Source organism: Nocardioides solisilvae (assembly GCF_003194625.1).
Taxonomy (GTDB): domain Bacteria; phylum Actinomycetota; class Actinomycetes; order Propionibacteriales; family Nocardioidaceae; genus Nocardioides; species Nocardioides solisilvae.
On sequence record NZ_QHKX01000001.1, the window covers coordinates 227,991 to 253,159 of the forward strand.

At 74.8% G+C, this 25,169-nt stretch carries 25 protein-coding genes and 1 riboswitch; of the genes, 3 read left to right on the forward strand and 22 right to left on the reverse strand.

Translation table 11 applies throughout. The features are described from left to right. Positions 1-13: 13 nt before the first annotated feature. The 11 genes from DNK53_RS01155 to dacB form a co-directional block, all read right to left on the reverse strand. On the reverse strand, positions 14-613 hold the full coding sequence (locus DNK53_RS01155) for a hypothetical protein (protein WP_110180487.1): 600 nt from the start codon (positions 611-613) through the stop codon (positions 14-16). A 10-nt stretch (positions 614-623) separates the two neighbouring features. Further along, entirely contained in the window at positions 624-1,115 is a 492-nt protein-coding gene (locus tag DNK53_RS01160) for a DUF3180 domain-containing protein (RefSeq protein WP_239456304.1), read from the reverse strand. Between the two features lie 5 nt (positions 1,116-1,120). Further along, positions 1,121-1,690, reverse strand: coding sequence for a 2-amino-4-hydroxy-6-hydroxymethyldihydropteridine diphosphokinase (gene folK / locus DNK53_RS01165; protein ID WP_110180488.1), 570 nt, complete (start codon positions 1,688-1,690; stop codon positions 1,121-1,123). Further along, positions 1,687-2,073 (reverse strand): dihydroneopterin aldolase, encoded by a 387-nt coding sequence (gene folB / locus DNK53_RS01170; RefSeq protein WP_338040987.1) that lies wholly within the window; start codon positions 2,071-2,073, stop codon positions 1,687-1,689. Before folB ends, folK begins: the two co-directional genes overlap by 4 nt. After that, positions 2,055-2,909, reverse strand: coding sequence for a dihydropteroate synthase (folP, locus tag DNK53_RS01175; RefSeq protein WP_476739096.1), 855 nt, complete (start codon positions 2,907-2,909; stop codon positions 2,055-2,057). The genes folB and folP overlap by 19 nt, the downstream gene beginning before the upstream one ends. Positions 2,910-2,913: 4 nt before the next feature. Continuing rightward, positions 2,914-3,531 carry a GTP cyclohydrolase I FolE gene (gene folE, locus DNK53_RS01180; protein WP_110180489.1) on the reverse strand — a complete coding sequence of 206 codons (618 nt, stop codon included), beginning with the start codon at positions 3,529-3,531 and terminating at the stop codon, positions 2,914-2,916. Next, positions 3,528-5,579 (reverse strand): ATP-dependent zinc metalloprotease FtsH, encoded by a 2,052-nt coding sequence (gene ftsH, locus DNK53_RS01185; protein WP_420846470.1) that lies wholly within the window; start codon positions 5,577-5,579, stop codon positions 3,528-3,530. Before ftsH ends, folE begins: the two co-directional genes overlap by 4 nt. Positions 5,580-5,660: 81 nt before the next feature. Continuing rightward, complete coding sequence (gene hpt / locus DNK53_RS01190; protein ID WP_110180491.1) at positions 5,661-6,212, reverse strand: hypoxanthine phosphoribosyltransferase; 552 nt, start codon at positions 6,210-6,212, stop codon at positions 5,661-5,663. Between the two features lie 10 nt (positions 6,213-6,222). Beyond that, entirely contained in the window at positions 6,223-7,257 is a 1,035-nt protein-coding gene (gene tilS, locus DNK53_RS01195; protein ID WP_110180492.1) for a tRNA lysidine(34) synthetase TilS, read from the reverse strand. Between the two features lie 16 nt (positions 7,258-7,273). Further along, positions 7,274-8,320 (reverse strand): zinc-dependent metalloprotease, encoded by a 1,047-nt coding sequence (locus DNK53_RS01200; RefSeq protein ID WP_239456305.1) that lies wholly within the window; start codon positions 8,318-8,320, stop codon positions 7,274-7,276. Positions 8,321-8,329: 9 nt separating this feature from the next. Continuing rightward, on the reverse strand, positions 8,330-9,805 hold the full coding sequence (dacB, locus tag DNK53_RS01205; RefSeq protein ID WP_110180493.1) for a D-alanyl-D-alanine carboxypeptidase/D-alanyl-D-alanine endopeptidase: 1,476 nt from the start codon (positions 9,803-9,805) through the stop codon (positions 8,330-8,332). 152 nt (positions 9,806-9,957) lie between these two features. Here dacB and DNK53_RS01210 point away from each other — a divergent pair, with 152 nt between their 5' ends. Beyond that, positions 9,958-10,494 (forward strand): inorganic diphosphatase, encoded by a 537-nt coding sequence (locus DNK53_RS01210; RefSeq protein ID WP_110181335.1) that lies wholly within the window; start codon positions 9,958-9,960, stop codon positions 10,492-10,494. A gap of 27 nt (positions 10,495-10,521) precedes the next feature. Here DNK53_RS01210 and DNK53_RS01215 read toward each other — a convergent pair whose 3' ends face one another. The 4 genes from DNK53_RS01215 to DNK53_RS01230 form a co-directional block, all read right to left on the reverse strand. After that, on the reverse strand, positions 10,522-11,433 hold the full coding sequence (locus DNK53_RS01215; RefSeq protein ID WP_110180494.1) for an RNA polymerase sigma-70 factor: 912 nt from the start codon (positions 11,431-11,433) through the stop codon (positions 10,522-10,524). Beyond that, the gene (locus tag DNK53_RS01220; RefSeq protein WP_110180495.1) at positions 11,430-12,005 is read right to left on the reverse strand and encodes a carboxymuconolactone decarboxylase family protein; all 576 of its coding nucleotides are present in this window, start codon (positions 12,003-12,005) and stop codon (positions 11,430-11,432) included. Before DNK53_RS01220 ends, DNK53_RS01215 begins: the two co-directional genes overlap by 4 nt. A 94-nt stretch (positions 12,006-12,099) precedes the next feature. Beyond that, positions 12,100-12,639, reverse strand: coding sequence for an alpha/beta hydrolase (locus tag DNK53_RS01225; protein WP_110180496.1), 540 nt, complete (start codon positions 12,637-12,639; stop codon positions 12,100-12,102). Further along, the gene (locus DNK53_RS01230) at positions 12,636-14,657 is read right to left on the reverse strand and encodes an acyl-CoA dehydrogenase family protein (protein WP_110180497.1); all 2,022 of its coding nucleotides are present in this window, start codon (positions 14,655-14,657) and stop codon (positions 12,636-12,638) included. The genes DNK53_RS01225 and DNK53_RS01230 overlap by 4 nt, the downstream gene beginning before the upstream one ends. Before the next feature lie 68 nt (positions 14,658-14,725). Here DNK53_RS01230 and DNK53_RS01235 point away from each other — a divergent pair, with 68 nt between their 5' ends. After that, entirely contained in the window at positions 14,726-15,604 is an 879-nt protein-coding gene (locus tag DNK53_RS01235; protein ID WP_162599696.1) for a sulfotransferase domain-containing protein, read from the forward strand. A gap of 34 nt (positions 15,605-15,638) precedes the next feature. Here DNK53_RS01235 and DNK53_RS01240 read toward each other — a convergent pair whose 3' ends face one another. The 6 genes from DNK53_RS01240 to DNK53_RS01265 all read right to left on the reverse strand — a co-directional run bounded on the left by DNK53_RS01240 (position 15,639) and on the right by DNK53_RS01265 (position 23,093). Continuing rightward, complete coding sequence (locus DNK53_RS01240) at positions 15,639-17,060, reverse strand: C40 family peptidase (RefSeq protein ID WP_110180499.1); 1,422 nt, start codon at positions 17,058-17,060, stop codon at positions 15,639-15,641. 170 nt (positions 17,061-17,230) lie between these two features. Beyond that, positions 17,231-18,271 carry a phosphatase PAP2 family protein gene (locus tag DNK53_RS01245; protein WP_110180500.1) on the reverse strand — a complete coding sequence of 347 codons (1,041 nt, stop codon included), beginning with the start codon at positions 18,269-18,271 and terminating at the stop codon, positions 17,231-17,233. 9 nt (positions 18,272-18,280) lie between these two features. Further along, on the reverse strand, positions 18,281-19,309 hold the full coding sequence (locus tag DNK53_RS01250) for an ABC transporter ATP-binding protein (protein ID WP_239456306.1): 1,029 nt from the start codon (positions 19,307-19,309) through the stop codon (positions 18,281-18,283). Between the two features lies 1 nt (position 19,310). Next, the gene (locus tag DNK53_RS01255) at positions 19,311-21,008 is read right to left on the reverse strand and encodes an ABC transporter permease (protein ID WP_239456307.1); all 1,698 of its coding nucleotides are present in this window, start codon (positions 21,006-21,008) and stop codon (positions 19,311-19,313) included. Then, positions 20,984-22,042 carry a thiamine ABC transporter substrate-binding protein gene (locus DNK53_RS01260; RefSeq protein WP_110180501.1) on the reverse strand — a complete coding sequence of 353 codons (1,059 nt, stop codon included), beginning with the start codon at positions 22,040-22,042 and terminating at the stop codon, positions 20,984-20,986. Before DNK53_RS01260 ends, DNK53_RS01255 begins: the two co-directional genes overlap by 25 nt. After that, positions 22,035-22,154, reverse strand: a riboswitch (TPP riboswitch). (Overlaps the previous gene by 8 nt.) Positions 22,155-22,160: 6 nt before the next feature. Further along, complete coding sequence (locus DNK53_RS01265) at positions 22,161-23,093, reverse strand: sulfotransferase (protein ID WP_110180502.1); 933 nt, start codon at positions 23,091-23,093, stop codon at positions 22,161-22,163. A gap of 23 nt (positions 23,094-23,116) precedes the next feature. Between DNK53_RS01265 and DNK53_RS01270 the strand changes: the two genes are divergently transcribed. Further along, entirely contained in the window at positions 23,117-24,067 is a 951-nt protein-coding gene (locus tag DNK53_RS01270; RefSeq protein ID WP_110180503.1) for an alpha/beta hydrolase, read from the forward strand. Here the strand turns inward: DNK53_RS01270 and DNK53_RS01275 are convergent. Beyond that, positions 24,046-25,110 (reverse strand): MBL fold metallo-hydrolase, encoded by a 1,065-nt coding sequence (locus tag DNK53_RS01275; protein WP_239456308.1) that lies wholly within the window; start codon positions 25,108-25,110, stop codon positions 24,046-24,048. The two genes, DNK53_RS01270 and DNK53_RS01275, sit on opposite strands and share 22 nt — an antisense overlap. Positions 25,111-25,169: the final 59 nt, after the last annotated feature.

Here is a 25,169-nt window from a genome sequence, read left to right on the forward strand (position 1 = left end):
TCTCCCCTACGGGTCAGGCGCGCTTGTAGGCCGCCTGGCTGGCCGCGGCCTGCCAGGCCTCCAGCTCGGCACGCAGGGCGTCCAGCTCGGCCTCGAGCTCGGCCACCCGGACGACCGCCTCGGCGGCGCGGGTCTCGGAGGCCTCGAGCACCTCGCTGAGCTTGAGGCCCTCGAGCTCGGCCACGTCGGCGCGGCGCGCCTCGGCGTTCATCTTGAGCGTCGCGGTGGCCGCCCGCTCCAGAGCCTTGCCCAGCTCGGACTCGAGCTGGCCGATGGTCTCCTCGCGCTCCACGATCCGGGCCTGCATGTCCGCGGCGAACGCGGCGCTCTCGGCGGTCCGCCGGGCGGTGATGTCGCGGTAGGCCTGGGCCTGCTGGGCCCGGTCCATCGCCGCGTCGCGCCGCGTCTGGACCAGCTCGGAGTGGGTGATCCGGGTCGCGGCCGCGCCCAGGACGAGCGCGCCCACGGCGGCGAGGAGGACCAGGAGGAACTGGCCAGTGGCGATCGCCCCGAAGACGAGGACGGCCGCGAGCAGCAGCAGGCCGGCGGCGACGGTGACGCGCGTGCTGCGCTGACGTCGGCGGGCGCTGGAACGAGCAGACGGGGAAGTCATGACCCTCAGGCTAGAGGTGAGGGTTCTCCTTGGGAACTCGACACGCGCGTTCCAGGAGCTTGGCCGAGAAGAGAACCGTCACACCCCCGACCGCCGCGAGCGCCGACCTCCGCATCCGCTCGTCGGCCAGCTCCGCGGGCGAGCCGACCCACGAGACCAGGTAGCCGGTGTAGAGGCCGGCCACCAGCGCGCCGACGAGCGCGCAGGCCCGGGCCAGCACCAGCCGGTTGACCATCTGCTGCGCGCCGAGGCGCTCGCGGCGCACGTGGACCGTCCGCCAGGTCACCCAGGCGACGACGGTCAGGACGGCGCCGACGAAGAGCAGCAGCAGCCCCTGGGTCCACGACAGCAGCGGGGCGACGCCCGCCACCCGGCGCGCGACCGGGTGCCACAGCCAGCCCAGCAGCAGCCCCAGCACGGCCGCACCGGCGAGCGGGCCCGGACCGAGCGGCCGCAGGTGGCCGTCGGGAGCCTCAGGTGGCTGCGGGGGCTGCTCGGTCACCCGGCTCAGTGCATCTCGAGGACGAGGTCCTCGCGGGGGCGCACCCCGGCGAGGTCGACCTTCTCGAGCAGCTCGGCGATCGGGCCGGCGTCCAGCAGGACGGCGTCGGGCTCGAGGTCGTGCCAGGGCTTGAGGACGAATCCGCGTTCGTGGGCCCGCGGGTGGGGCAGCTGGAGCAGCTCGTCGTCGGCACGCCGGTCGCCGACCTGGATCAGGTCGACGTCGAGGGTGCGGGGGGCGTTGCGGATGTCGCTGCGCTCGCGGTCGAAGGCGATCTCGACGGCCAGCGCCCGCTCCATCAGCCGGTGGGCCGGCAGCGTGGTGTCGAGCAGCACGACGGCGTTGAGGTAGGGCTTGGACCCGTCGGGGGCGTCGACCGGGTCGGTCTCGTAGACGCCCGAGACGCTGGTCAGCCAGACGTCGGGGGTGTCGGCCAGCGCGTCCACCGCGCCCTGCAGGGCCGTGAGCCGCTCGCCCAGGTTGGATCCCAGCGCCACCACGACCCGGCGGATCGGGTGCATCTCCCCGGTCAGCGCGTCGGCGTCGACGATGTGCGGGTTGGGCGTCTCGGTCACTGGTCGGTCCCCTTGTTCCTGGTGATGGTCAGCGCCACGTCCCGGAACGTGGCGTCGATCGGTGCGTCCGGCTTGTGCAGCCGCACCCGCACCCATTCAACACGGTCGTGCTCCAGGGCCACGTCGGCGAGGCGCTGGGCGAGCTTCTCGATCAGGTCGACCGGGTCGCTCCCCACCGCCTGCTCCACGCGTGCCACGAGGCTCCCGTAGTCGACGGTGTCCTGCAAGTCGTCGCTGGCGGCCGCGGGGCGGGTGTCGAGCCCCAGGGTCAGGTCGACGACGAACTTCTGGCCCCGGCTCCGCTCGAAGTCGAAGACGCCGTGGTGGCCCCAGCACTCGAGGCCGCTGATCGTCAGCTCGTCCGTCATGCCCACGCCGTCCACCCGTCCGCTCCTCCCAGTCGCTGCCACACCGCCAAGGCATCGAGGGTCGCACGGACGTCGTGGACGCGGAGACCCCACACCCCCCGTTGCGCCAGCAGCAACGACAGCGCGGCCCCCGTGTGCTCACGCCGGTCGACCGGCCGCGGGGACCCGTCGGGGGCCGGGGTGAGGGCGCCCAGGAAGCGCTTGCGGGAGGCGCCGACCAGCAGCGGGAGCCCGAGCGAGGCGATCTCGTCGAGGCCCGCCAGCAGCTCCCAGTTCTGCTCGGAGGTCTTGGCGAAGCCCAGGCCCGGGTCGAGGACCAGCCGGTCGTCGGGCACCCCGGCGGCGCGGACGGCCTTCAGCCGGGCGGCCAGCTCGGCGCGCACCCCGGCCACCACGCCGCCCCGGTAGTCGGTGAAGGCGTCCATGTGGTCGGCGTGCGCCCGCCAGTGCATCACCACGTAGGTCGCCGGCGAGTCCGCCACCACCCGCAGCACCTCCGGGTCGGCCAGCCCGCCGCTCACGTCGTTGACGATCCGTGCGCCGGCCGCCACCGCGGCGGCCGCGACCTCAGCCCGCATGGTGTCCACCGAGACCACGGCCCCCCGGGCGGTCAGCTCGGCGATCACCGGGACGACCCGGTCGAGCTCCTCGGCGACCAGCGGCCGGGTCGCGCCCGGCCGGGTCGACTCCCCGCCGATGTCGAGCACGTCGGCGCCCTGGTCGAGCAGCTCGACGCCGTGCGCGACCGCGGAGTCCCGGTCGGCCCAGCGGCCGCCGTCGGAGAACGAGTCGGGGGTGACGTTCACGATGCCCATCACGAGCGGACGGCCGGCGGGCTCGGGGCGGGTCACGGGGTCACCGCGTCCCGGAGCGGATCAGCGCCATCGCCTCGCTGCGGGTGGCCGCGTTGTGCATGATGCCGCGCACGGCCGAGGTGATGGTCCGGGCGCCGGCCTTCCGCACGCCGCGCATCGTCATGCAGAGGTGCTCGGCCTCGATCACCACGATCACGCCGCGCGCCTCGAGGATCTCGGTCATCGCGTCGGCCACCTGGGTGGTCAGGCGCTCCTGCACCTGCGGGCGCTTGGCGTAGACGTCGACGAGCCGGGCCAGCTTGGAGAGCCCGGTGATCTTGCCGGTCTCGGCGGGGATGTAGCCGACGTGGGCGACGCCCGTGAAGGGGACGAGGTGGTGCTCGCACATCGACCACAGCTCGATGTCGCGCACCAGCACCATCTCGTCGTGCCCGAGGTCGAAGGTGGTGGTGAGGACGTCCTCGGGGCGCTGCCGCAGGCCCTGGGTGAGCTCGGCGTAGGCCCGGGCCACGCGGGCCGGCGTGTCCCGCAGCCCCTCGCGGTCCACGTCCTCGCCCATCGCCGCCAGCAGCTCGCGGACGGCCGCCTCCGCGCGGGCGTGGTCGAAGTCCGGCACCTCGAGGGGGTCGCGCCGGTCGACGGCGATCGGGTCGGTCATGCAGGCGTCCCCGGTCCCGGGACGTCGCCGTGCGTGTCGCCGCCGCTGCCGGGTGGCGTGAGGATGACGCCCCCCTCGGAGCCGCCGGAGGACGCCGGGGACGCGACGGTGCCGTTGGTGCGGGCCCGGTCGCGGATCTCCTGGGGGATCTCCACGGGCGGGATGTCGGACGGCGTCCGGGTCGGCGAGCCGGTCCACGCCGGGCGGCGGGGGCGCAGCCGCAGCGCCTCGAAGACCCGGGCGATCTCCGCCTTGTCGAGGGTCTCCTTGTCCATCAGCTCGAGGACCAGCGCGTCGAGGACGTCGCGGTTCTCCACGAGGATGTCGAAGGCCTCCTGGTGGGCGGTGGTGAGGAGCTTCTTGGTCTCCTCGTCGACCGCGCCGGCGACCTCCTCGGAGTAGTTGCGCTGGTGGCCCATGTCGCGGCCCAGGAAGGGCTCGCCCTGGGTCTCCCCCAGCTTCATCGCGCCGAGCCGCTCGGTCATGCCGTACTGGGTGACCATCGCGCGGGCGAGGTTGGTGGCCTTCTCGATGTCGTTGCCGGCGCCGGTGGTCGGGTCGTGGAAGACCAGCTCCTCGGCGGCGCGGCCGCCGAGCATGTAGGCCAGCTTGTCGAGCATCTCGCTGCGGGTCGTGGAGTACTTGTCCTCGTCGGGCAGCACCATCGTGTAGCCGAGCGCGCGCCCGCGGGGCAGGATCGTCACCTTGTGCACCGGGTCGGTGCCGGGCAGCGCCGCCGCGACGAGCGCGTGGCCGCCCTCGTGGTAGGCGGTGATGAGCTTCTCCTGCTCGCTCATCAGGCGGGTGCGGCGCTGCGGGCCGGCGATCACGCGGTCGATCGCCTCGTCGAGGTTGTCGTCGGTGATGAGCTTGGCGTTGCCGCGAGCGGTGAGCAGGGCGGCCTCGTTGAGCACGTTGGCCAGGTCGGCGCCGGTGAAGCCGGGGGTGCGGCGGGCGACGCTGAGCAGGTCGATGTCCTCGGCCATCGGCTTGCCGCGCGAGTGGACCTGCAGGATCTGGTGGCGGCCGTTGAGGTCGGGCGCGTCGACCTGGATCTGGCGGTCGAAGCGGCCCGGGCGGAGCAGGGCCGGGTCGAGCACGTCGGGGCGGTTGGTGGCCGCGATGAGGATGACGCCGCCGCGGACGTCGAAGCCGTCCATCTCCACCAGCAGCTGGTTGAGGGTCTGCTCGCGCTCGTCGTGGCCGCCGCCCATGCCCGCGCCACGGTGCCGGCCGACGGCGTCGATCTCGTCGATGAAGACGATCGCGGGGGCGTTCTCCTTGGCCTGCTCGAAGAGGTCGCGCACCCGGGAGGCGCCGACGCCGACGAACATCTCGACGAAGTCGGAGCCGGAGATCGAGTAGAACGGGACGCCCGCCTCGCCGGCGACCGCGCGGGCCAGCAGCGTCTTGCCCGTGCCGGGCGGGCCGTAGAGCAGCACGCCCTTGGGGATCTTGGCGCCGACGGCCTGGAACTTGGCCGGCTCCTGCAGGAACTCCTTGATCTCGCCGAGCTCCTCGATCGCCTCCTCGCAGCCGGCGACGTCGGTGAACGTCGTCTTCGGCATGTCCTTGGAGATGAGCTTGGCCTTGGACTTGGCGAACTGCATGACGCCCCGACCGCCGCCGCCCTGCGCCTGGTTCATCAGGAAGACGAAGAGCAGCACGATCAGGACGAACGGCAGCAGCGTCAGCAGGATCGAGCCGAGCACGCTCGGCTTGGGCACCTCGGTGGTGTACTCGCTGATCTCGCCGGCCTCGTACTGCGCGGCGACCGCCTGCTCCATCTCGTCCTGCGTGTCGCTGAGCCAGAAGGCGACGACCTTGTCGGAGCCGTCGCGCACGCCCTCGTCGAGGGTCGCCCGGACCTCCTGGTCACCGTCGACGAAGGTGATCTCGTCGACCTCGCCCGCTGCGATGTAGTCGTTCATCTGCGACGTCGTGACCTCGTCGTACCCGTCGTTGGGCGCGAAGAGCTGGATGGCCAGCAGGACGCCGAGGGCGGCCACGACCATCCACAGCCAGGGACCCTTGAAAATGCGCTTCACAGGCTTCTTTCGAGATCAGGACGACAGGGCGGTGTGAAGGAAGACGGTACCCGTCGGGCCCCAGCCGCGCCCACGCGTCGCTCAGGAGTAGACGTGGGGCGCCAGCGTGCCGATGTCGCGCAGGTTGCGGTAGCGCTCCTGGTAGTCCAGCCCGTAGCCCACGACGAACTCGTTGGGGATGTCCCAGCCGACGTACTTCGGCTCCACCGGCATCGAGAGCGCCTCGGGCTTGCGGAGCAGGGTCGCGATCTCGACCGAGGCCGGGTTGCGGGTGCTGAGGCTGTTGACCAGCCAGCTCAGGGTGAGCCCGGTGTCGATGATCTCGTCGACGATCAGCACGTCGCGGCCGCTGATGTCGGTGTCGAGGTCCTTGAGGATCCGCACGACGCCGCTCGACTTCGTGCCGGCGCCGTAGGAGCTGATCGCCATCCAGTCCATCTCGACGTGGACGGGCAGCGCGCGGGCCAGGTCGGCCATCACCATCACGGCCCCGCGGAGCACCCCCACCATGAGGATGTCGCGGCCCGCGTAGTCGTCCGCGATCTGCTGGGCCATCTCGCCGAGCCGGTCCTGGATCTGCTGCTCCGTGAAGAGGACGTTGACCAGATCTGCCTCGACGTGGGTGGTCTCCATGCCGCGTACCCTAACCCGCCCCGTCGCGGGGTCCGGAGGACCGCTCGAGGAGCACCCGGCCGTCGCGCCGGACCGCGCGCAGGTGGCCCGGCAGGTCGACCCCGCGCTGCCCCCGCCAGCGGGTCACCAGCTCCTCCGTCGCGACCACGTGGCCGTGGAAGAGCTCGGCGGCCGGGGCGCCGGCCCGCAGCGCCGCCAGCCGGAGCACGCGGCGGCGCACCCCCGAGGGCAGCGAGGCCAGCGCGGCCACGTCCAGCCCGTCGGGACGGGCCAGCAGCGGGTCGGCCAGCGCCGCCTCGGCGAGGTCGTCGAGGGCCTCCATGTCGCCGCGCAGCGACTCCGCCGTGCGGGCCAGCGTCTCGGCCACGCCGGGGCCGAGCTCGCGCTCCAGCACCGGCAGCACGTCATGGCGCACCCGGGCGCGCAGGAAGCGGGGGTCGGCGTTGTGCGGGTCGGTCCAGAACTCCAGGCCCTGCGCCCGGCAGGCCGCCTCGGTCTGCTCGCGCCGCAGGTCGAGGAGCGGCCGGGCGTACGCCGTCCCGTCGCGGTCGTGCGTGCGGCGCATCCCCGCCAGGGAGCGGCCGCCGCTCCCCCGCGCCAGCCCCAGCAGCACGGTCTCGGCCTGGTCGTCGAGGGTGTGGCCCAGCAGCACCGCGGCGGCGCCGGTGCGGGACGCGACCTCGCCGAGTACGGCGTACCGGGCCTCCCGCGCGGCCGCCTCCGGCCCACGGCCCACCGCGCTCACCCGCACCCGGGCGGCGAACGTCTCGGCGACGCCGAGGGCCTCCATCTGTGCCACCACCCGGGCGGCCTGCTCGGCCGAGCCGGGCTGCAGCCCGTGGTCGACGGTCGCCCCGACGACGGCGAGCCCCGCCCGCCCGTCCCGGCCGCGGGCCTCGAAGACCGTCGCCGCCAGCAGGGCCAGGGAGTCGGCGCCGCCGCTGCAGGCCACCAGCAGGGTGGCGCCGTCGGGCACTTCGAGGTCGGCGAGGGTGCGGCGCACCGCCAGCCGGGCGGCCGCGACCGCCGGGTCGGGGCCCGCCACGTCGTCCCGCCGACCCTCAGCCGTGGACCCGGGCGACCCAGGCGTCGGGGTCGTGGATCTCGGCCCTGCTCGGCAGGTGGCCCGCCTCGGCCCAGACCGCGTTGAACCCCTCCATGCCGACGCGGTCCACGACCGCGCGGACGAACTTCGCCCCGTCGCGGTACTGCGCCATCTTGGCGTCCAGCCCCATCAGCCGGCGCAGCAGCCGGTCGAGCACCCCGACGCCGCCGCGGCGCTGGTCGAACTTGCGCCGGATGTCGGCCACGCTGCCGATCACCTCGGGCCCCACCCCGTCCATCACCACGTCGGCGTGCCCCTCGAGCAGCGACATCACCCCGGTCACCCGGTCGACCAGCTCGCGCTGCTCGGGGGTGCCGACGACCTCGAGCAGGCTCACGCCCTCCTTGCCGCGGACCAGCTCGGAGACCTTGCCGAGCACGTCGGTGACCAGGGCGTCGGGCTGCACCGAGCCCACGAGCTGGTCCATCAGGGAGAAGAGGTGCTCGCGCATCCAGGGCACGGCGGTGAACTGCACCCGGTGGGTCTCCTCGTGCAGGCAGACCCAGAGCCGGAAGTCGGACGGGTCGGCCCCGAGCTCGCGCTCGACGTGGACGACGTTGGGGGCGACCAAAAGCAGCCGGCCGGCGGGCTCGTGGAAGGGGTCGAACTGGCCCAGGACCTTGCCGCCGAGGAAGCCGAGGAGGACGCCGACCTCGGCCGCCGTGACGCGCGAGCCGACGGCACGGGTCAGCCCGCGCGGGGGACCCTTGCGCTCGGCCAGCCGGTCGGCGATCGGGTCGATCACCCGGGCGAAGCTGTCGGCGTTGGCCTGGACCCAGCCGGCGCGGTCCACGACGAGGAGCGGGGCGGTGCCAGACGCCGCGGCCAGCCCGGTGAAGTCGGCGACGAGGCCGGTGGAGCGCTCGGCGCCCGCGCGGAGCTCGGCCACCGCCTCGGCGGCCTCGCCGGCGCCGACCTCGGGCCCGGGGCCCGCGGCCCGCGCCCCGATCCGGGCAGCCAGCTCCCAGTCGACCATCCCGTGCCGGGTCCCCTGCTGCGTCATGCGCCGACCCTAGCCGCCGGCACCGCAGGAGCAGCCCGCCAGCGAGGCGGCCACCCGGTCGAGCGCGGCGCGCGCGTCGAGGCTGCGCTCGGCCGGCACCCGGTCGGCGCCCAGGACCACCACCATCGCGTGGCCGGAGACGTCGGTGACCAGGCCGGCCAGCGCGTGCACCCCGGTGAGGGTCCCGGTCTTGGCCCGCACCCGGCCCGGTCCCGCGGGCGGGCCCTCGCCGAAGCGCAGCGCCAGCGACCCGGAGAAGCCCGCGACAGGGAGGCCCTCGACGACCCCGCGCAGGCGAGGGTGCTCCGGCGAGGCGGCGAGCCGGAGCACCGCGACCAGGGTGGCCGCCGAGAGCCGGTTGTCCCGGGAGAGCCCGGAGCCGTCGTACAGCTCGTCGGCGCCGAGGTCGACGCCGAGGTCGGCCAGCGCCTGCCTGGTCCCGGCGGCGCCGGCCTCGAAGCTGCCCACCCCCGAGGTGGCCAGGCCGACGTGGTGGGCGAGCACCTCGGCGGTCTCGTTGTCGCTGACGTCGACCATCCGGGCGACCAGCTGGTCCAGCGGGGCCGACTCGACCGCCGCGAGCTCGGTCGCCCCGGCCGGCGCGGTCGCGGGCCGCGGCGGGCCGACCACCCGGACGCCGGCGTCGCGGAGCGCGGCCGCGAACCGCTCGGCGGCGTCGCGGGCGGGGTCCTCGACCCGTCCCCAGCCGGAGTCGTCCCGGCCGCCGTCCACCCAGAGCGGGACGATCGGCGAGACGATCTGGTCGCGGACGTAGTCGGGCCGCCACCGCGGGTTCTCGGCCGGGCCGGCGAAGAGGGAGGTGTCGTAGCGGAGCCGCACCTTGGCCGACGTCCGGACGGGCTGCCGGCCGGGCTCCCGGGCGGCCAGGGCGACGGCGGCCTGCTCGGCGAGCGTGGTCAGGTCGGCCCGGGCCGGGCGGGTGCCGGCGGGGGCGGGCTCGGCGGCCAGCAGCGGGTCGCCACCGCCGACCAGCACGACCTGGCCCTCCCGCTCCCCGGTGACGACCCGGGTCCGGAACCGGGTGCCGGGCTCGAGCACCGCGAGCGCCGCCACCCCGGTGAGCAGCTTGGTGGTCGAGGCGGGCAGCAGCCGCCCGCGGCCCCGCGCGAGCACGGGCTCGCCGCCGGCCAGGTCGGCCACGGCCGCGACCACGTGGGGGCCGAGCGCGTCGTCGCGCAGCCCGTCGGCCACGGCGGCCCGGACGGCAGCGGGGTCCAGCGCGGCGGGGCCGACCGGCTCGGCGACCGGCAGGGGCTCCGCGGGGTCCGGCAGCAGCGCCCCGGCCGCGGCGGCCGGCGGCTCCTCCGGGCCCCAGCCGAGGTACGTCGGCCCCCACTCGCGGTCGGCCGCGGCGACGGAGGTGCCGAGCAGGGCCAGGACCAGCAGGGTGGGCAGGACGTGCGCCGCGCGGCCGGGCCCCCGAGGGGACGCCGGCGGCGTGTGGCCTGCATCACGTCGCCCCACGGCAGCGTCCTCCCGACTGTGTGTGTGCGCCCATTGTGCGCGACAATGACCCCCGTCACGTCCCGGGGACTCTCCTGGCGGCCCTCGCCGCCTGCAGGCGCTGGTCGACGTGGACCAATCCGCTGAGCAGAGATGACGAGGTGAAAGCCGTGCTGGAGTTCGACGTGCTGGTCGAGATCCCCAAGGGTGAGCGCAACAAGTACGAGGTCGACCACCACACCGGGCGGCTCCGCCTGGACCGGATGCTCTTCACCTCGACGGCCTACCCGGCCGACTACGGCTACATCGAGAACACCCTGGGCCAGGACGGCGACCCGCTCGACGCGCTGGTCATCCTCGGCGCGCCGACCTTCCCGGGCTGCCTCATCGCCTGCCGCGCGATCGGCATGTTCCGGATGACCGACGAGGCCGGCGGTGACGACAAGGTCCTCTGCGTGCCGACCCACGACCCGCGGATGGAGCACCTGCAGGACATCGGCGACGTCTCCAAGTTCGACCGCCTGGAGATCCAGCACTTCTTCGAGGTCTACAAGGACCTCGAGCCCGGCAAGTCCGTCGAGGGCGCCGAGTGGGTCGGCAAGGAGGAGGCCGTCGCCGAGGTGCACGCCTCCTTCGAGCGCTTCAAGACCGAGGGCCACGGCAGCGACGTGGCCAACCTCGCCGACGACAGCCTGGGCGAGAAGGCCTGACGCCGCTCCACCCCACCCCGCCGGACGTCATACGGTGCGGCGGAGCGCTGCTCCGCCCCGTATGACGTCCCGGCGGTCCAGGCCCCGCAGCTTGTCGGGGTTGCGGACCACGTAGAGCGCGGTCACCACCCCGTCCTCGACGAGCATCGTGCCGACACCGGTGACCTCCCCGTCGACGACGAAGGCCAGCGCGGGCGCGCCGTTGCTCCAGACCGGTCGCAGCTCCAGCCCCTCGGGCGTGACGGCGGCCAGGAACCGCAGCACCTTCTCCACCCCGACGATCGGCCGCAGCGCCGCCTGGACGCGCCCGCCCCCGTCGCTGACGAGGACCACGTCGGGCGCCAGCAGGTCGAGCAGCTGCTGCAGGTCCCCCGTGCCGGCGGCCACCCGGAACCGCTCCACGATCTCGGCCGCCTCCCGCGCGTCGACGCGGCTGCGGGGCCGCCGCGCCGCGACGTGGCTGCGGGCCCGGTGCGCGACCTGCCGCACCGCGGCCTCGGACTTCTCCACCGCGGCCGCGATCTCGTCGTACCCGAGGCCGAAGACCTCCCGGAGCACGAAGACTGCCCGCTCGGTCGGCGCGAGGGTCTCCAGCACGAGCAGCATCGCGGTCGAGACGCTCTCGGCGAGCACGACGTCGTCGGCGACGTCGGGGGCGGTCAGCAGGGGCTCGGGCAGCCACGGGCCGACGTAGGTCTCGCGGCGCCGCGACGCGGTCCGCAGCCGGTTGAGGGCCTGGTGGGTGACGGTCCGGACCAGGTAGGCGCGCGGGTCGCGCACGCCTGCCCGGTCGACCTCCGACCAGCGCAGCCACGCGTCCTGCAGCACGTCCTCGGCGTCGGCCGCCGAGCCGAGCATCTCGTAGGCGACCGTGAGCAGCAGCCCGCGGTGGCGGACGAAGGGGTCGTCGTCCGGCTGCCCGCCCGTCGCCCCGCTCACGGGGTCGAGGGTACGGCGAGCGGCAGCGCGCAGGCGTCGGAGTAGCCCTGGCTGGCCAGGCCCATCGCGGCGTTGAAGCGCGAGCGCTGGTTCTCCACCGCCACCGTCATGGTCAGCTCGACGACCGCCGCGTGGCCCAGCGCCGCGTCGAGGCGGGCGACCATCTCGTCGGTCACGGTGGGCGGGGTGGCCGTGACGGCCTCGGCGTAGGCCATCACGTCGCGCTCGAGGTCGGTGAAGACCTCCGCCTCGCGCCACCGCGGCACCTCGCGCACCTTGGCGACGTCCAGCCCCTCCTGGTGGGCCAGGAAGTAGCCGAAGTCCAGGCACCACGAGCAGCCGATGGTGCCCGCGGAGGCCATCACGGCGTACGTCTTGAGGTGGGCGTCGAGCGCCGACCAGGTCGACACCTTCCGCTCGAACCCGAGGACGGACCTCAGCACCGGCTTGTTGTGCCAGAGCACGTACGCGTTGTCGGGGACCTCGCCCCACATGCGGCGGGCGACGCGGGTCATCACGGCGGCGTAGGCGCCGACGGGCTCGGCCTTCGGGATCCGGAACCTGCTGGGCATCGTGTCTCCTCTCGGCGGGCGCGCTCGTCGCGCCGTCGACATGGAGACACCGCCCGCCCCCGGTCTGTGACACCCCCCTCCCAAGTTGGAGGGGTCAGCCGAGGGAGCGGAGGAAGAGGTCGGTGGTCTCGGCGACGGCGTACTGCACCTCGGCGGAGCGGACGGCGTCGCCGGTGAGCATCCCGTGGTCGGCGTCGGGGACCTCGAGGACGTCGCAGCCGCCCTCGGCGAGCCGGGCGGCGACGGCCGGGTCCCAGAGCTCGTCGGCGAGGCCGCCGACCAGCAGCTGGCGGGCCGGGTTGGCGGCGATCGCCTCGGCCACGGCCGGGACGACGAGGAGCGGGGTGAGCCAGATGGCCGGCAGGCCGCGCTCGGCGGCGTACGGCGCTGCGCGGGTCCCGAGCGACTTGGCCACGACCAGAGCGGGCTCGCCCCCGTCGGCCACGACCTCCTCCACGTGGCGGCGCACCCAGGCGTCGGCGGCGGCCTCCGACGGGGTGGTGGCGTCGCTGGCCCACGGCAGCGGCCGGGCCGTCCAGCCGTGCTGCTCGACCGCCTGCCGGGCGAAGTGCAGGAGCGGCGCGGACGGCGGGTAGTTGCGGCCCGGCAGCAGGAGCGCCGTCCCCTCGCTCACCCGTCGACCCCGACGGCCTCGGAGGAGAGCAGCTCCTCGGAGCGCAGCATCTCCCGCGGGATCCCGTAGGCGTCGACCAGGTCGACCGCGATCGGCCGGATCTTGCGGCAGAGGTTGTTGACCTCGCGGGTGATCGCCTTGCTGCGGGCGATGGAGAGCCTGCCGTGCTCCATGAACCAGGCCCGGTCCGCCTCGATCCGCGACAGGGCGTAGAGGTCGCAGAGCAGGTTGAGGGCGACCTTCTCGTCGCCGTCGGGCAGGGCCGCGGTCTTCTCGACGAACGCCTCCAGCACGAGCCGCTCGACGTGCGCGCGGGCGGTCGCGATCACGTGGTCCTGGACCCGGGAGAAGACGTCGCCGGGGTTGCCGCCGGCGTCGACGCCCGCCTTGAGCCGCCGGGCGACGCCGCCGATCATGTGCTCCTCGCGGAACCGCAGCATCGCCACCTGGTAGTTGGGGTCGAGCAGGCCGGCCTCCTGGTCCCACTCGTCGCCGCCGGGGAGGACGTCCTTGATCCGCTCGAGCAGCTTGTGCACCGCGCTCTTCTCCAGCACGGTCTCGACGGCCAGCCCGGTGACGAACCGGACCATCCCGAACTGGTCCATCTCCTCGAACTCGCCCGCGTAGTCGGTGAGCAGTCCCTTGGCGACCAGCTGGAGCAGGACGTGGTTGTCGCCCTCGAAGGTGGTGAAGACGTCGGTATCGGCCTTCAGCGCGTGGAAGCGGTTGGTCGAGAGGTAGCCGGCGCCACCGCAGGCCTCACGGCACTCCTGGATGGTCCGGGTGGCGTGCCAGGTGCCGAACGCCTTGGTGCCCGCCGCGCGGGACTCCAGCAGCCGCCTGACCTCGTCGTCGTCGGTGAGACCCGAGAAGACGCCGTGCAGCTGGTCGGCGACGACCTCCTGGGCGAAGTGCAGGGCGTAGTTCTCCGCCAGCAGCGGCAGGAGGCGCCGCTGGTGCATGCCGTAGTCGAGGAGCAGCTGCTCGCTCTCGGGGTCGGCGGCCTCGAACTGGCGGCGCTTGTCGCCGTACTTCACGGCGATCGCCAGCGCGACCTTCGCGGCGTTGATGGCCGCGCCGCCGACGGAGACCCGGCCCTGCACGAGCGTGCCGAGCATGGTGAAGAAGCGCCGGCCAGGGCTCTCGATGGGGCTGCTGTAGACGCCCTCGGCGCTCACGTCGGCGAACTTGTTGAGCAGGTGGGACCGCGGGACCCGGACGCCGTCGAACCAGAAGCGGCCGTTGTCGACGCCGTTCAGCCCCATCTTGGGGCCGCAGTCCTCGATCCGCACGCCGGGCGCGGGCTCGCCGTCGACGCGGACCGGGACGACGAAGGCGTGGACGCCGTGGCGCTCGCCGCCGACCTCGAGCTGGGCGAAGACCACCGCGAGCTCGGCGTGGCGGGCGGCGTTGCCGATGTAGTCCTTGCGGGCGTCGTCGTCGGGGGTGGTGATGACGAACTCGTCGGTCTCGGGGTCGAAGACCGCGACGGTGCCGAGCGCCTGGACGTTGGAGCCGTGCCCGGTCTCGGTCATCGCGAAGGAGCCCAGCAGCCGGCCCGAGACGATGTCGGCCATCCAGCGGTCGTGGTGCTCCTGGGTGCCGAGCTGGAGGATCGCGCCGCCGAAGAGGCCGAACTGCACGCCCACCTTGACCAGCACCGACAGGTCGCCCAGGGCGAGGGTCTCGAACGCCGCGATCGACGCGCCGACGTCGCCGCCACCGCCGTACTCGGTCGGCAGGCCCATCCCGGTCTGGCCGGTCGCGGCGAGCTCGACCACGACCTCCTTGACCCGCTCGCGGAACTCCTCGCTGCCCAGCCGCTCGGCCTCCTCGAGCAGGCCGGCGTGCTGGACGAGGTTGTCGCGCACGAGCTGGCGCACCTCGGCGTAGCGGCCGTCGAGCAGGCCGCGCATCACGTCGACGTCGACGGTCGGCTGCCGGTAGCCCTTCTCGACCTCCTCCGCGGACTTCTCGGCGGCGGCGGCTTCGGCGGGGGTGAGCGGCTCGGCAGACATGTCGACACGATACCCACGGGTAGGTCTCCGCAATCGGCGTCGCGGCGATCGGGGGTACCCTCGGCGCCGTGACTCCCACCCGACCCGGACCCGAGGGCTCCCCCTTCGGCCGGCTCGGCTACAACTTCTCCATCGTCGGCGCCCAGAAGTCGGGCACCTCCACGCTGTCGGGCACGATCAGCCAGCACCCGCTGGTCTGCCGCCCGCCGCGCAAGGAGGCGCACTTCTTCAACGACGAGGAGTACGACTGGGAGCACCCCGACTACGAGCGCGACTACACCGCGCCGAAGCGGGCCCGGATCCACACGATGGTCGGCGACTCCACGCCCGTCTACCTGATGTGGCCGCAGGCGCTGGAGCGGATGGCTGCCTACAAGCCCGACATGCCGCTGATCGCGATCTTCCGCGACCCGCTGGAGCGGCTCTTCTCGCACTGGACGATGCTCCGCACCCGGCACCCCGACTGGCCCGACTGGCCCGGCTTCCTCACCGAGTTCCGCCCGACGTCGTTCCCCACGACGATCCCCGAGGGCGTGCGGCCGATGCGCTACAAGCACCTGTCGGGCATCGCGCGCGGCTTCTACGGCGCCCAGCTCGAGCACGGCTTCGGGGTCTTCGACCGCGAGCAGTGGCTGCTGCTGGAGTTCCGGCAGATGCTGGCCGACTACGAGTCCGTCGTCGACCGGGTCACCGACCACCTGGGGCTGCCCCGCTTCGAGGAGCGTCCGCCGCTGCGCAACCGGTACGCCGGCGCCGAGCGGGTGCCGGGGACCGCCCCGACGGGCGACGACCTGGCCGCGCTGGCCGAGCTGTACGCCGAGGACCTCGCCCTCTTCGGCCGGCTCTCGGGCCTCGACACCTCGCACTGGCCGACCACCCGGATCCTCGAGGGCTCCCTCGACCCCGCGGAGCTCGCGGCCCGCTTCGCCACCCGCGTCGCGGGGTGAGGAGTCACCGGGGCCCCGGCGGAGTACGCCGCCGCTACGGGCGGGCGAAGAAGTCGGGCGTCCGCCAGTAGTACATCGACTCCCTGACCACCGGACGGCCGGTCCGCGGCGCGTGGACGATCATCCCGCCGCCCACGTAGAGGGCGACGTGGTAGATCGACGAAGGGCTCGACGAGGCACCCCAGAAGACCAGGTCGCCCGGCGCCAGCTCGGAGGCCCGCACGGGCGTCGAGGCGGCGTACTGGCCCGCTGAGTGGCGCGGCAGGGTGATCCCGCCCGCCTTCCACGCGACGGAGGTCAGCCCCGAGCAGTCCCACGCGTCGGGCCCGGACGCGCCCCAGCGGTAGGGGTCGCCCAGCTGCGCGGTCGCCAGGGCCACGGCCGCGCGCGCCCCCGACTCCGGCGCCGGCGGGGTGACGGTCGGGGTGGCGGTCGGGGTGGGGGTCGGCGTGGGGGTCGGCGTGGGGGTCGGCGTCGGCGTCGCGGTCACCGAGGGCGTGGGAGTCGGCGTGGGAGTCGGCGTGGGAGTGGGCGAAGCCGAGGCCGTCGGGCTCGGGGTCGGCGTCGGGCTCGGGGTCGCCGTGGCCCGCCGCACCTTCGCGGCCTCCCTCTCGGCCGCAGCCTTCTCGGCGGCCGCGGCGGCCGCAGCGGCCTCAGCGGCCTCAGCGGCCTCCTGCCGCCGCTGCGCCTCGGCGGCCGCGGCGGCCCGGCGGGCGGCGCGCGCCTCCAGCGCGGTCTGGCGGCGCTCCGCCAGCTCGACGCTGACCCCCTGCAGGGCGGCGAGCTCGGCCACGAGGGCGTCGCGGGTGGCGGCGACCGCCTCGGCCTCGGCGGCGGCACCGGCGGCCGCCTGCTCGGCGGCGACGCGGGCGGCGTCGGCCTCCTCGGCGCGACGGACGGCCTCGACCTCGGCCGCGTCGGCGGTCCGCACGGCGACCTCCGCCAGGGTGGCCGAGGCGCGGAACCGGTCGTAGCCGCTCTCCAGCGCCTCGACGGCGTTGTCGGTGGTCACGGAGCGCTCGACCCAGGCCTCGACGCCGTCGCTCTCGACCATGGCGGCGAGGCCGGTGACCTGCGGGGCCGTCTCGTAGGCGTTGACCAGGGTCTCGCCGTAGGCCGTGCGCTGCGCCTCCAGGTCGCTCGCGGCACCCGTGGCCGCGGCGCGCGCGTCGGCCAGCGCGGCCTGCGCCTGCTCCAGCTCCCACGCGGTCCTGTTGGCCGCCTCCGCGGCCTGCGCCGCACGGACGCCCGCCTCGTCGAGGCGGTGCGCGGCGACGGCCAGCTCGGCCCGGACGGCGGCCACGCCGCGGGCGGCGGCGTCGGTGGCGCGCTCCGCGGCGGCGACCTCACCGGCACTCGGGGCGCTCGGGACGCCGGGCGGCTCCTCGGCTGCGCCGGCCCCGGGCACGGGGCCCAGCGCCAGCAGGAGGGTGGCTGCCGCCACGACGGTACGCACGATCGTTCCCCTTGCGTGGTCCTCGACCGCGTCGACGGGTCACCGACGGGGCCGTGCCTCGGGCGGCTTCCCCACCGTCCGAGGCACAGGCGGCACGTTAGTGCCCTTTCGTCACACAGGGAACAGAAAGCAACAACTTTTTCAGAATCGTCGGCGTGTCCCGTTGACAATTACACCGGTGTAGTTCTCGGTTCCACCGGCGAGGCCTGCTCGTGCAGGGTCTGCCGGGTGAACTTCTGCCCCGACGCCAGCCCGCCGAGGTAGAAGGAGACGAGGGCGATCGCGACGCCCGCGATGTCGTCGGCGACGTAGTGCCACCCGAAGTAGAGGGTGGCCAGCACGGTGACCCCGAAGTTGACCCAGAACAGGATCTTCACGGTCCGGTTGCGCATCGTGTACTGGACCATCAGGGCGACCAGCAGCGTGACGCCGGTGTGCAGGCTGGCGAACCCCGCCACCGACTGGACGGCACCCTCGATCCCGTCGTGGATCACGCCCTTGCGCGCGTAGAAGAGCGCCTCCATCAGCGTCCTGGTCCCGGTGTCGGGCAGGTCGGCGTAGAGCCACGGGTAGCGGAAGCCCGGGCCGAGGGTGGGCAGGGCGTAGTACGACGCCGTCCCCAGCGTCCAGATCAGCACCTGCGAGGTCACGAACCAGTAGCCGAAGACGATGTTGCGCGACCAGACCAGGAAGACGGCGACCCCGATCGGCACCAGCGGCAGGAACCACAGGTAGATCGTGGAGAGGAAGTGGGCGCTGATCCCGGTGCCGAGCACCGCGTGCAGCACCTCGGCCGGCTCGGTGCCCCCGAAGAGCGCCCGGTCGAGCACGTGCAGCTCGCGGTCGTACTTCTTGTCGCCCATGATGAACGGCAGGAACGACTTGAGGTTCCGGTAGCAGACGTAGGTGACGTAGAAGCAGACGATGCCCAGCACCACGAGGGTGAGCCGCTCCCGGTTCCAGTGGGTCCGCCACCGCTCCTTCATCGCCTCCCAGCCGGCCCGCGGGTGGCCCCGCCCGACCCAGAAGTAGCGCGGCAGCATGTCGGCGAGCAGCGCCGCGCCGACCAGCAGGGGCAGCCGCACCTGCGACGGCCCCAGGAAGCCCTCGGGGTCGACGAGCTCGCGATCGAGCGAGAGCGAGGCGGCCAGGGCGAGGATCCCCATGGTCGCGGCGACCCCGATGAGCAGCAGGTGGGCGCGGCGGTGCATCCGGGCATTCTAGGGAGTCGGGACGGCGGCCACCCGGGCCGCATCCACAGCCAGCCGGACGCGCTCGCCCACCGCCACCGGCACGTCGCGCCGGGCCACCGCGTGCAGCTCGCCGAGGCCCGGGACGTCGACCCGCAGGCGCAGCAGCTCAGGGGTCGCGGCCGCGCTCGTCACCGCACCCGCGAGCGGGCCTCCCGCGTCGACCCGCAGCGCCGAGCGGCGCAGCGCCAGCGAGGCGACCGGCGGCAGCCCGGCGACGTCGGCGACCCGGGCCGCGGCCTCCCCCACCAAGACGGTGGCGTAGCCGAGGAAGACGGCCGTCTCCGGGGACGCCGGCCGGGCCCAGACGTCGGCGATCGGGCCCTCCTGGACCACCCGCCCGCGGAACATCACCGCCAGCCGGTCGGCGACGGTGAACGCCTCCTCGTGGTCGTGGGTCACCATCACCGCAGTGGTCCCGGTCCGGGTGAGGAGGTCGCGCAGGTCCCGGGCCAGGGCCTCCCGCAGCCCGGCATCGAGCGCGGAGAGCGGTTCGTCGAGCAGCAGCAGGCGCGGCTCCACCGCGAGGGCCCGGGCCAGGGCGACCCGCTGGCGCTCCCCGCCCGAGAGGGTGGCCGGCATCCGCCGCTCGTGGCCGGCCAGCCCCACCGCCCCCAGCAGCTCGGCCACCCGCGCCGCCACCTCGGCCCGGGGACGGCGCGCCAGCCGCAGCGCGTAGCCGACGTTGCCGGCGACGTCGAGGTGGCCGAAGAGCTGGCCGTCCTGGAAGACCATCGCGAAGCCCCGGCGGTGGGTCGGTACGCCGGCCAGGTCGGCGCGCTCGAACCGCACCGTCCCGGCCGCCACGGGCTCCAGGCCGGCCACCGCGCGCAGCAGGGTCGACTTGCCGCACCCGGACGGGCCGAGCACGGCCAGCACCTGACCGCGGGGCAGGTCGAGGGTGACGTCGACGACGGCCGGCACGTCGTCGTACGCGACCGACACCCCGCGCAGCGACAGGGCTGGGTCGAAGGCTGAGTCGGGGGCGGGGACCGGCACGTCAGAAGGCTCCCACGCTCGGCACCCGCAGCCGCTCGACGGCCAGCACCACCAGCGTCGTGGTCGCCGCCAGCACCACCGAGCCGGCCAGCGCCATGCCGTAGTTCAGCTGGCCGGGCGTGCCCAGCAGCCGGAAGATCACCACCGGCAGCGTCGGCCGGTCGTCGCGGGCCAGGAAGGAGGTGGCCCCGAACTCCCCCAGCGACGCCGCGAAGGCGAACCCGCCGGCGGCCAGCAACGGCTTCCAGACCGCGGGCAGGTCGACGGTGAGCCACGCGCGGAGCGGGCCGGCCCCCATCGAGGCGGCCGCCTGCCGGAGCCGGTCGTCGACCGCCGCCAGCACCGGGACCAGGGTGCGCAGCACCAGGGGGAGCGCCACCAGCGCCTGGGCGACCGGCACGAGCAGCGCCGAGTCGCGCAGGTCGAGCGGCGGCCGGTCGAGCGTGATGAGGAAGCCGAACCCCAGCGTCACCGCCGAGACGCCGAGCGGCAGCATGAAGAGGGCGTCCACCCCCGAGCGCAGGCGCCGCTCGAGCCGGCCGTGCGAGCGGCGGGTGACGAGGACGGCGAGCACCAGGCCGAGCGCCACGGCCATGGCGGTGGCATCCACCGCGGTGCGCAGCGAGTTGACCAGCGCCTCCGTGACCGGCACCAGCAGGGCGCTCCCGCCGCCGCTCCCGTCGCCCCGGCTGCCCAGCGCCCGGTAGTGGGCCAGCCCCCACCCGTCGCCGACCCGCAGCGAGCCGACCACCAGCGCCGCCAGCGGGGTGGCGACGAAGAGCAGCAGCAGCCCCGTGGTCGCGCAGGCCGGCAGGTCGCTGCGGCGGGGCCGCCGGGGGCGGGCGGCCCGGCGCTCCACGGGCGCGGCGGTGGCCCGCAACCGCCCGGTGAGCAGCAGCAGGCCGGCCACGACGACGATCTGCAGCAGCGAGAGCGCGGCCGCGGCGCGCAGGTCGAAGAGGGTCGTGGTGAGCAGGTAGATCTCGGTCTCGACCGTGGCGTGCCGGACCCCGCCGAGGGTCAGCACGATCCCGAACGCGGTGGCGCAGAAGAGGAAGACCACCGAGGCCGACGAGACGACCGCCGGTCGCAGGGCGGGCCACGTGACGGTCCGCAGCACCTGCGCCGGCGACGCCCCCAGGGCGGCCGCCGCCTCCCCGGGCCGCGGGTCCAGGGACTCCCAGGCGGCCCCCACCCCGCGGACCACGACGGAGGCGTTGAAGAAGGCCAGGCCCAGCACGATCGCGACGGGCGTCCCGTCGAGGCCGAGGAAGCCGAGCGGCCCCGCCTCGCCGAGCAGCTGCCGGAAGGCGACGCCGACGACGACCGTCGGCAGCACGAACGGGACCAGCAGGGCCGAGCGGACCAGCCGCCGGCCCGGCAGCGCCAGCCGGCTCAGCGCGTAGGCCGCCGGCAGGCCGAGCAGCAGCGAGAGCGCGGTGCCGGCCAGGGCCGAGCCGACGGTGAAGGCGAGCACCCGGCCGACCCGGGGCCGGGCCAGCACCTCGAGCACCCCGCCGGGGTCGAAGGTGCCGTCGACCCACAGGCCGCGCGCCACCATCCCCGAGACGGGCAGCACGAAGAAGACCGCGAGCACCAGCAGCGGGCCGCTCGCGAGGCCGGCCAGCGCCCAGGTCCTCCTGGACGGCCGGGGCCGCCGGGTGCCGCCGCGCGTCACCGGGTGGTGATCTCCGTCCACTCACGCAGCCACTGCTCGCGGTTGGCCGCGATCTCGGCGGGCTCGACGCTCCACGGCTCGTCGGGCTGGACGGCGTGCCGGGCCCAGGCCTCGGGCAGCTCGACCGAGGAGTCGACCGGGAAGACGTACATCGACTCGGGCAGCGCCTCCTGCACCGGCTGCTCGAGGAGGAACTGGAGCACCGCCTCGGCCCCCTCGGGGTTGGCCGCGCCGTCCAGCACGCCGGCGTACTCGACCTGCCGGAAGCAGGTCTCCAGCAGGGCGCTCGTCGTCGGCTCGTCCTCGCCCTTGGGCACGGTGAAGGCCGGCGAGGAGTCGTAGGAGAGGACGATCGGCCGGCTGCCGCCGCCCCCGCCCTGGGTGAAGTCGGTGTAGTAGGCGTCGCTCCAGCCGTCGACGACCTTGAGGCCGTTGTCGAGCAGCGACTGCCAGTAGTCGCGCCAGTCGTCGCCGAAGGCCGCGACGGTGGTGAGCAGGAACGCCATCCCGACCGAGGAGGTCGAGGCGGCCGGGACGACCAGGAGGTCCTCGTACGCCGGCTCCGCGAGGTCCTCGAGCGTCCGCGGCGGCCGCACGCCCTCCTCGGCGAACCAGGTGTCGTCGACGTTGACGCAGACGTGGCCCACGTCGACGGGGAAGAGCCGGTCGCCGCCCTCGGCCAGCGCGTAGGCCTCGGCGCCGGGGGGCAGGGTCGGGTCGGAAGGCGCGAAGACGCCCTCGTCGAGGACCCGGGAGGCGAAGGTGTTGTCGATCCCGAAGGCGGCGTCGCCGGTCGGGCTCTCCTTGGTCAGCCCGAGCTTGGCGCTCAGCGCGCCGGCGTCGCCCGACTTGCGGACGATCAGCTCCATCCCGTGCTCCTCGCGGAACCGCTCGACGAGGGAGTCGGGGAGCTCGAACGAGTCGTGGGTGACGAGGATGACCTCGCCCGCCCGCTCCTCCCCGGAGGAGGAGCCGCCGTCGTCGCCGAGCGCGCTGCAGCCGGCCGTCACGACGCCGAGGGCGACCAGGGCCCCCGCCAGGGCATGGGTCTTCACTTCACTGACTCCCTTCGCCGGTGCTAACCGGTGCAGGTTCGGAGGGTCTGCGGCTCGTCCGCACTCTCAGCACGCTCCCTCGTCACGAGGGCGTGCTCCCCTGTCTGGTCCGGCCAGCCTACCGGTAGCCGAACCGGCGCAGCAGCGGCGCCGAGAGCGCGGTCACCAGCCGCCGGTCGCGCGCCGGCATCCGGCTGCGCCACTCCTCGTCGGCGCGCAGCGCGGTGGGCCCGGTGCGGAACCGCATCGGGTTGCCCGCGACCGAGTGGCAGGGACCGAGGTCGACCTCGTGCGGCCCCAGCATCGGCAGCGCCGGCTCGCCGGGCAGGTCGAGGGCCGCCCACGCCGCCGCCACCTCGCCCTCGGGGTCGGCGACCAGGTCCTCGTAGCGCAGCCGGGCCAGCGGCGTGCCGCGCCAGGCCAGCGCCTCGACGGTGAGGTTGCCCGAGACCCACAGGGCGGTGCTGCGGGCCGGCGAGAAGCGCGGCATCGGCTCCCCGCCCGCCTCGGGGCGCGCCACCGTCCGGGCCCACGACCAGGCGACGCCGCGCGGGTCGCGGACGACGTGCAGCGCCCGCAGGTCGAGGTCGGGCAGGTGGCTGAGCGTCACCGCGGTCGGGATCTCCTTGCTCGAGTCGACGAGCACCCGGGCACCGGTCACCTCGCGCGCCGCGGCGTACACGGCGCGGAAGTGGCCGGCGTACTCCAGCACCGCCGCGCGCGTGGCGGCGTCGGGCCGGCGGCGCACGGTGCGCGGCAGGTGGCGCTGCCGGTCGACCCGGGCCTTGAGCCCGGCGACGTGGTCGGGGTCGACGCGGCTCCAGCCGCCGAAGGCGCGCAGCCCGACCTCCGTCCAGAACGGGCAGGCCGAGAAGGCCGCCCCGCAGGCGCAGAGCTGGTCCTCGCGCAGCCCCCGCTCCCAGAGGTGGACGACCTCGCCGAGCAGGGTGACCCCGTCCAGCTCGCCGAGCAGCCGCTCGAGCAGCGTGGAGCCGCTGCGGCCCCACCCGGCCAGGTAGAGGACGACCGGGTCGGCTGCGGGGTCGGTCATGGCGCAGAGCCTAGGGTGCAGGGGTGCCAGCCCGCCCAGGACGTCCCAGCCGCCGCCACGAGCTCCTGGCCTGGGCGCTGCCCCGCGTCCGGCGCACCGGCGAGCTGGTCGACGTCGCCCACGAGCGGGCCCGCGTGGAGGAGCGCCAGCGGACGCGGAGGCCGGGGCTGCCGACGGCGCTGGTCCCCCGCTTCCCCCGGCGCTTCGCGGTGTGCCGCGACGACTCCGCGGGCTACCCGACGCACGTCGTCACCCCGCGCGGCGGGGCAGCCGAGTCAGCCGGGGCGGGCGGGCTCACGCTGCTCCACGTGCACGGGGGCGGCTACTCCTACCCGCTCGACCCCTTCCACCTGCGCTGGCTCTGCCGGCTCTCGGCCGCCACCGGCGCGCGCCTCGTGCTGCCCGACCACCCGCTCTCCCCGCGGCACACCTGGCGCGACTCCCACGCGGCGACGGTGGCGCTGGCCACCCGGTACGCCGAGGGGGCGGCCGCCGCGGGCGGGCGGCTGGTCCTCTCGGGCGACTCGGCCGGCGGCGGCTACGCCCTCGCCGTGGCGCAGGCGATGCGCGACGCCGGGGGCGCCGTGGCCGACCGGCTCCTCCTGGTCTCCCCCTGGGTCGACCTGGCCGACACCACCCCCGACGAGACGGCGGCCGCCACCGCGGCGGACCCGTGGCTCTTCGTCGGCAAGGTCCGCGCCCACGCGCTGTGGTGGGCAGGCAGCGAGGAGGACCTCGCCCGTCCCGAGGTCTCCCCGGTGCACGGCTCGCTCGCCGGCCTGCCGCCCGCGCTGCTGCTCTACGGCACCCGGGACACGCTCGCCCCGGGCTGCCGGCTGCTGGCCGACCGCGGCCTCGACGCCGGGTGGGACCTGACCGTGGTCGAGGAGCCCGGGCTGCTCCACGTCTACCCGCTGCTCCCGTTCGTCCCCGAGGCCGCCCGGGCGCGGCGTCAGGTGCTGGAGTTCCTGTAGACCTCGGTGCCGTCCACCTCGTCGCGGGCGAGCCGGCCGCGGGCCACGAGGAGCTCGAGGTGGGCCCGGGTCTCCATGGTGGCCAGCGCGGCGTTGAAGACGTCGAGGTCGCGCAGCGCGTGCTCGTGCCGGGTCCAGGGCAGGACCGCGGCGACGTCGTGCGCCGTCAGCTCCGCGCCCTCGCCGAAGGCGTCCAGGCAGAGCGTGAGCCGGTGGTCGTGGTGGGCCAGCAGCTCGTCGACCCGGGCGTGGGTGGAGGCGGCGACCGGGCCGTGCGCGGGGAGCAGGGCGAGGTCCGGGAGGGCCCGCACCTTGGCGAGCGAGCCGAGGAAGTCGCCGAGCGGCTGGTCGGGGACGACCGCCTCGAACCCGATCGACGGGGTGATGGTCGGCAGCACGTGGTCGCCGGCGAAGAGCAGCCCCGCGCCCGTCTCGGCGAAGACGTAGTGCCCCTGGGTGTGGCCGGGGGTGTGCAGCGCGTCGAGGGTGCGGTCGCCGACGGAGATCCGCAGGTCGCCCGCCAGCCAGCTGTCGGGGTCCTCCCACACCGTGAGGTCGGCGCTCGACCCGTCGCTGAGCCGGCCCCACTGCCGGGCGAGCTCGGCGGCCCCGGCGCGGCGCAGCTGGGCGACGTGCGGGTCGGCCTGCTCGAGCCCGGCGCGGATCGCCCGGAGCGAGGGGAGCTCGGCCGCCCCCAGGGTCACCCGGGCGCCCGTCTCGGCCCGCAGCGCCACCGCCTGGGTGTAGTGGTCGCGGTGGGCGTGGGTGACCAGGAACGAGCGGACGTCGGCCACCGTGCGGTCGATCGCCGCCAGCGAGCGCTCCAGCACCTCGCGGGAGGCGTCGATCGCCCAGCCGCCGTCGACGAGGGTCAGACCCTCCGCGGTCTCGAGGACGTAGACGTTGACGGCGCGCAGCCCGTCGCTGGGCAGCGGGAGCGGGATCCGGTGCACCCCGGGGGCCACCGGCCAGGCGCCCTCGTCGGCCCAGTGGCGGCCGGAGTCGGCGGAGACGGCGGCGGAGGTGGTCACGGGGTTCTGCACCGTCCCCAATCTAGGGGAGAGGAATGGACCGCCCGTCCGCGGGGGTCGCGGGTGCGGCA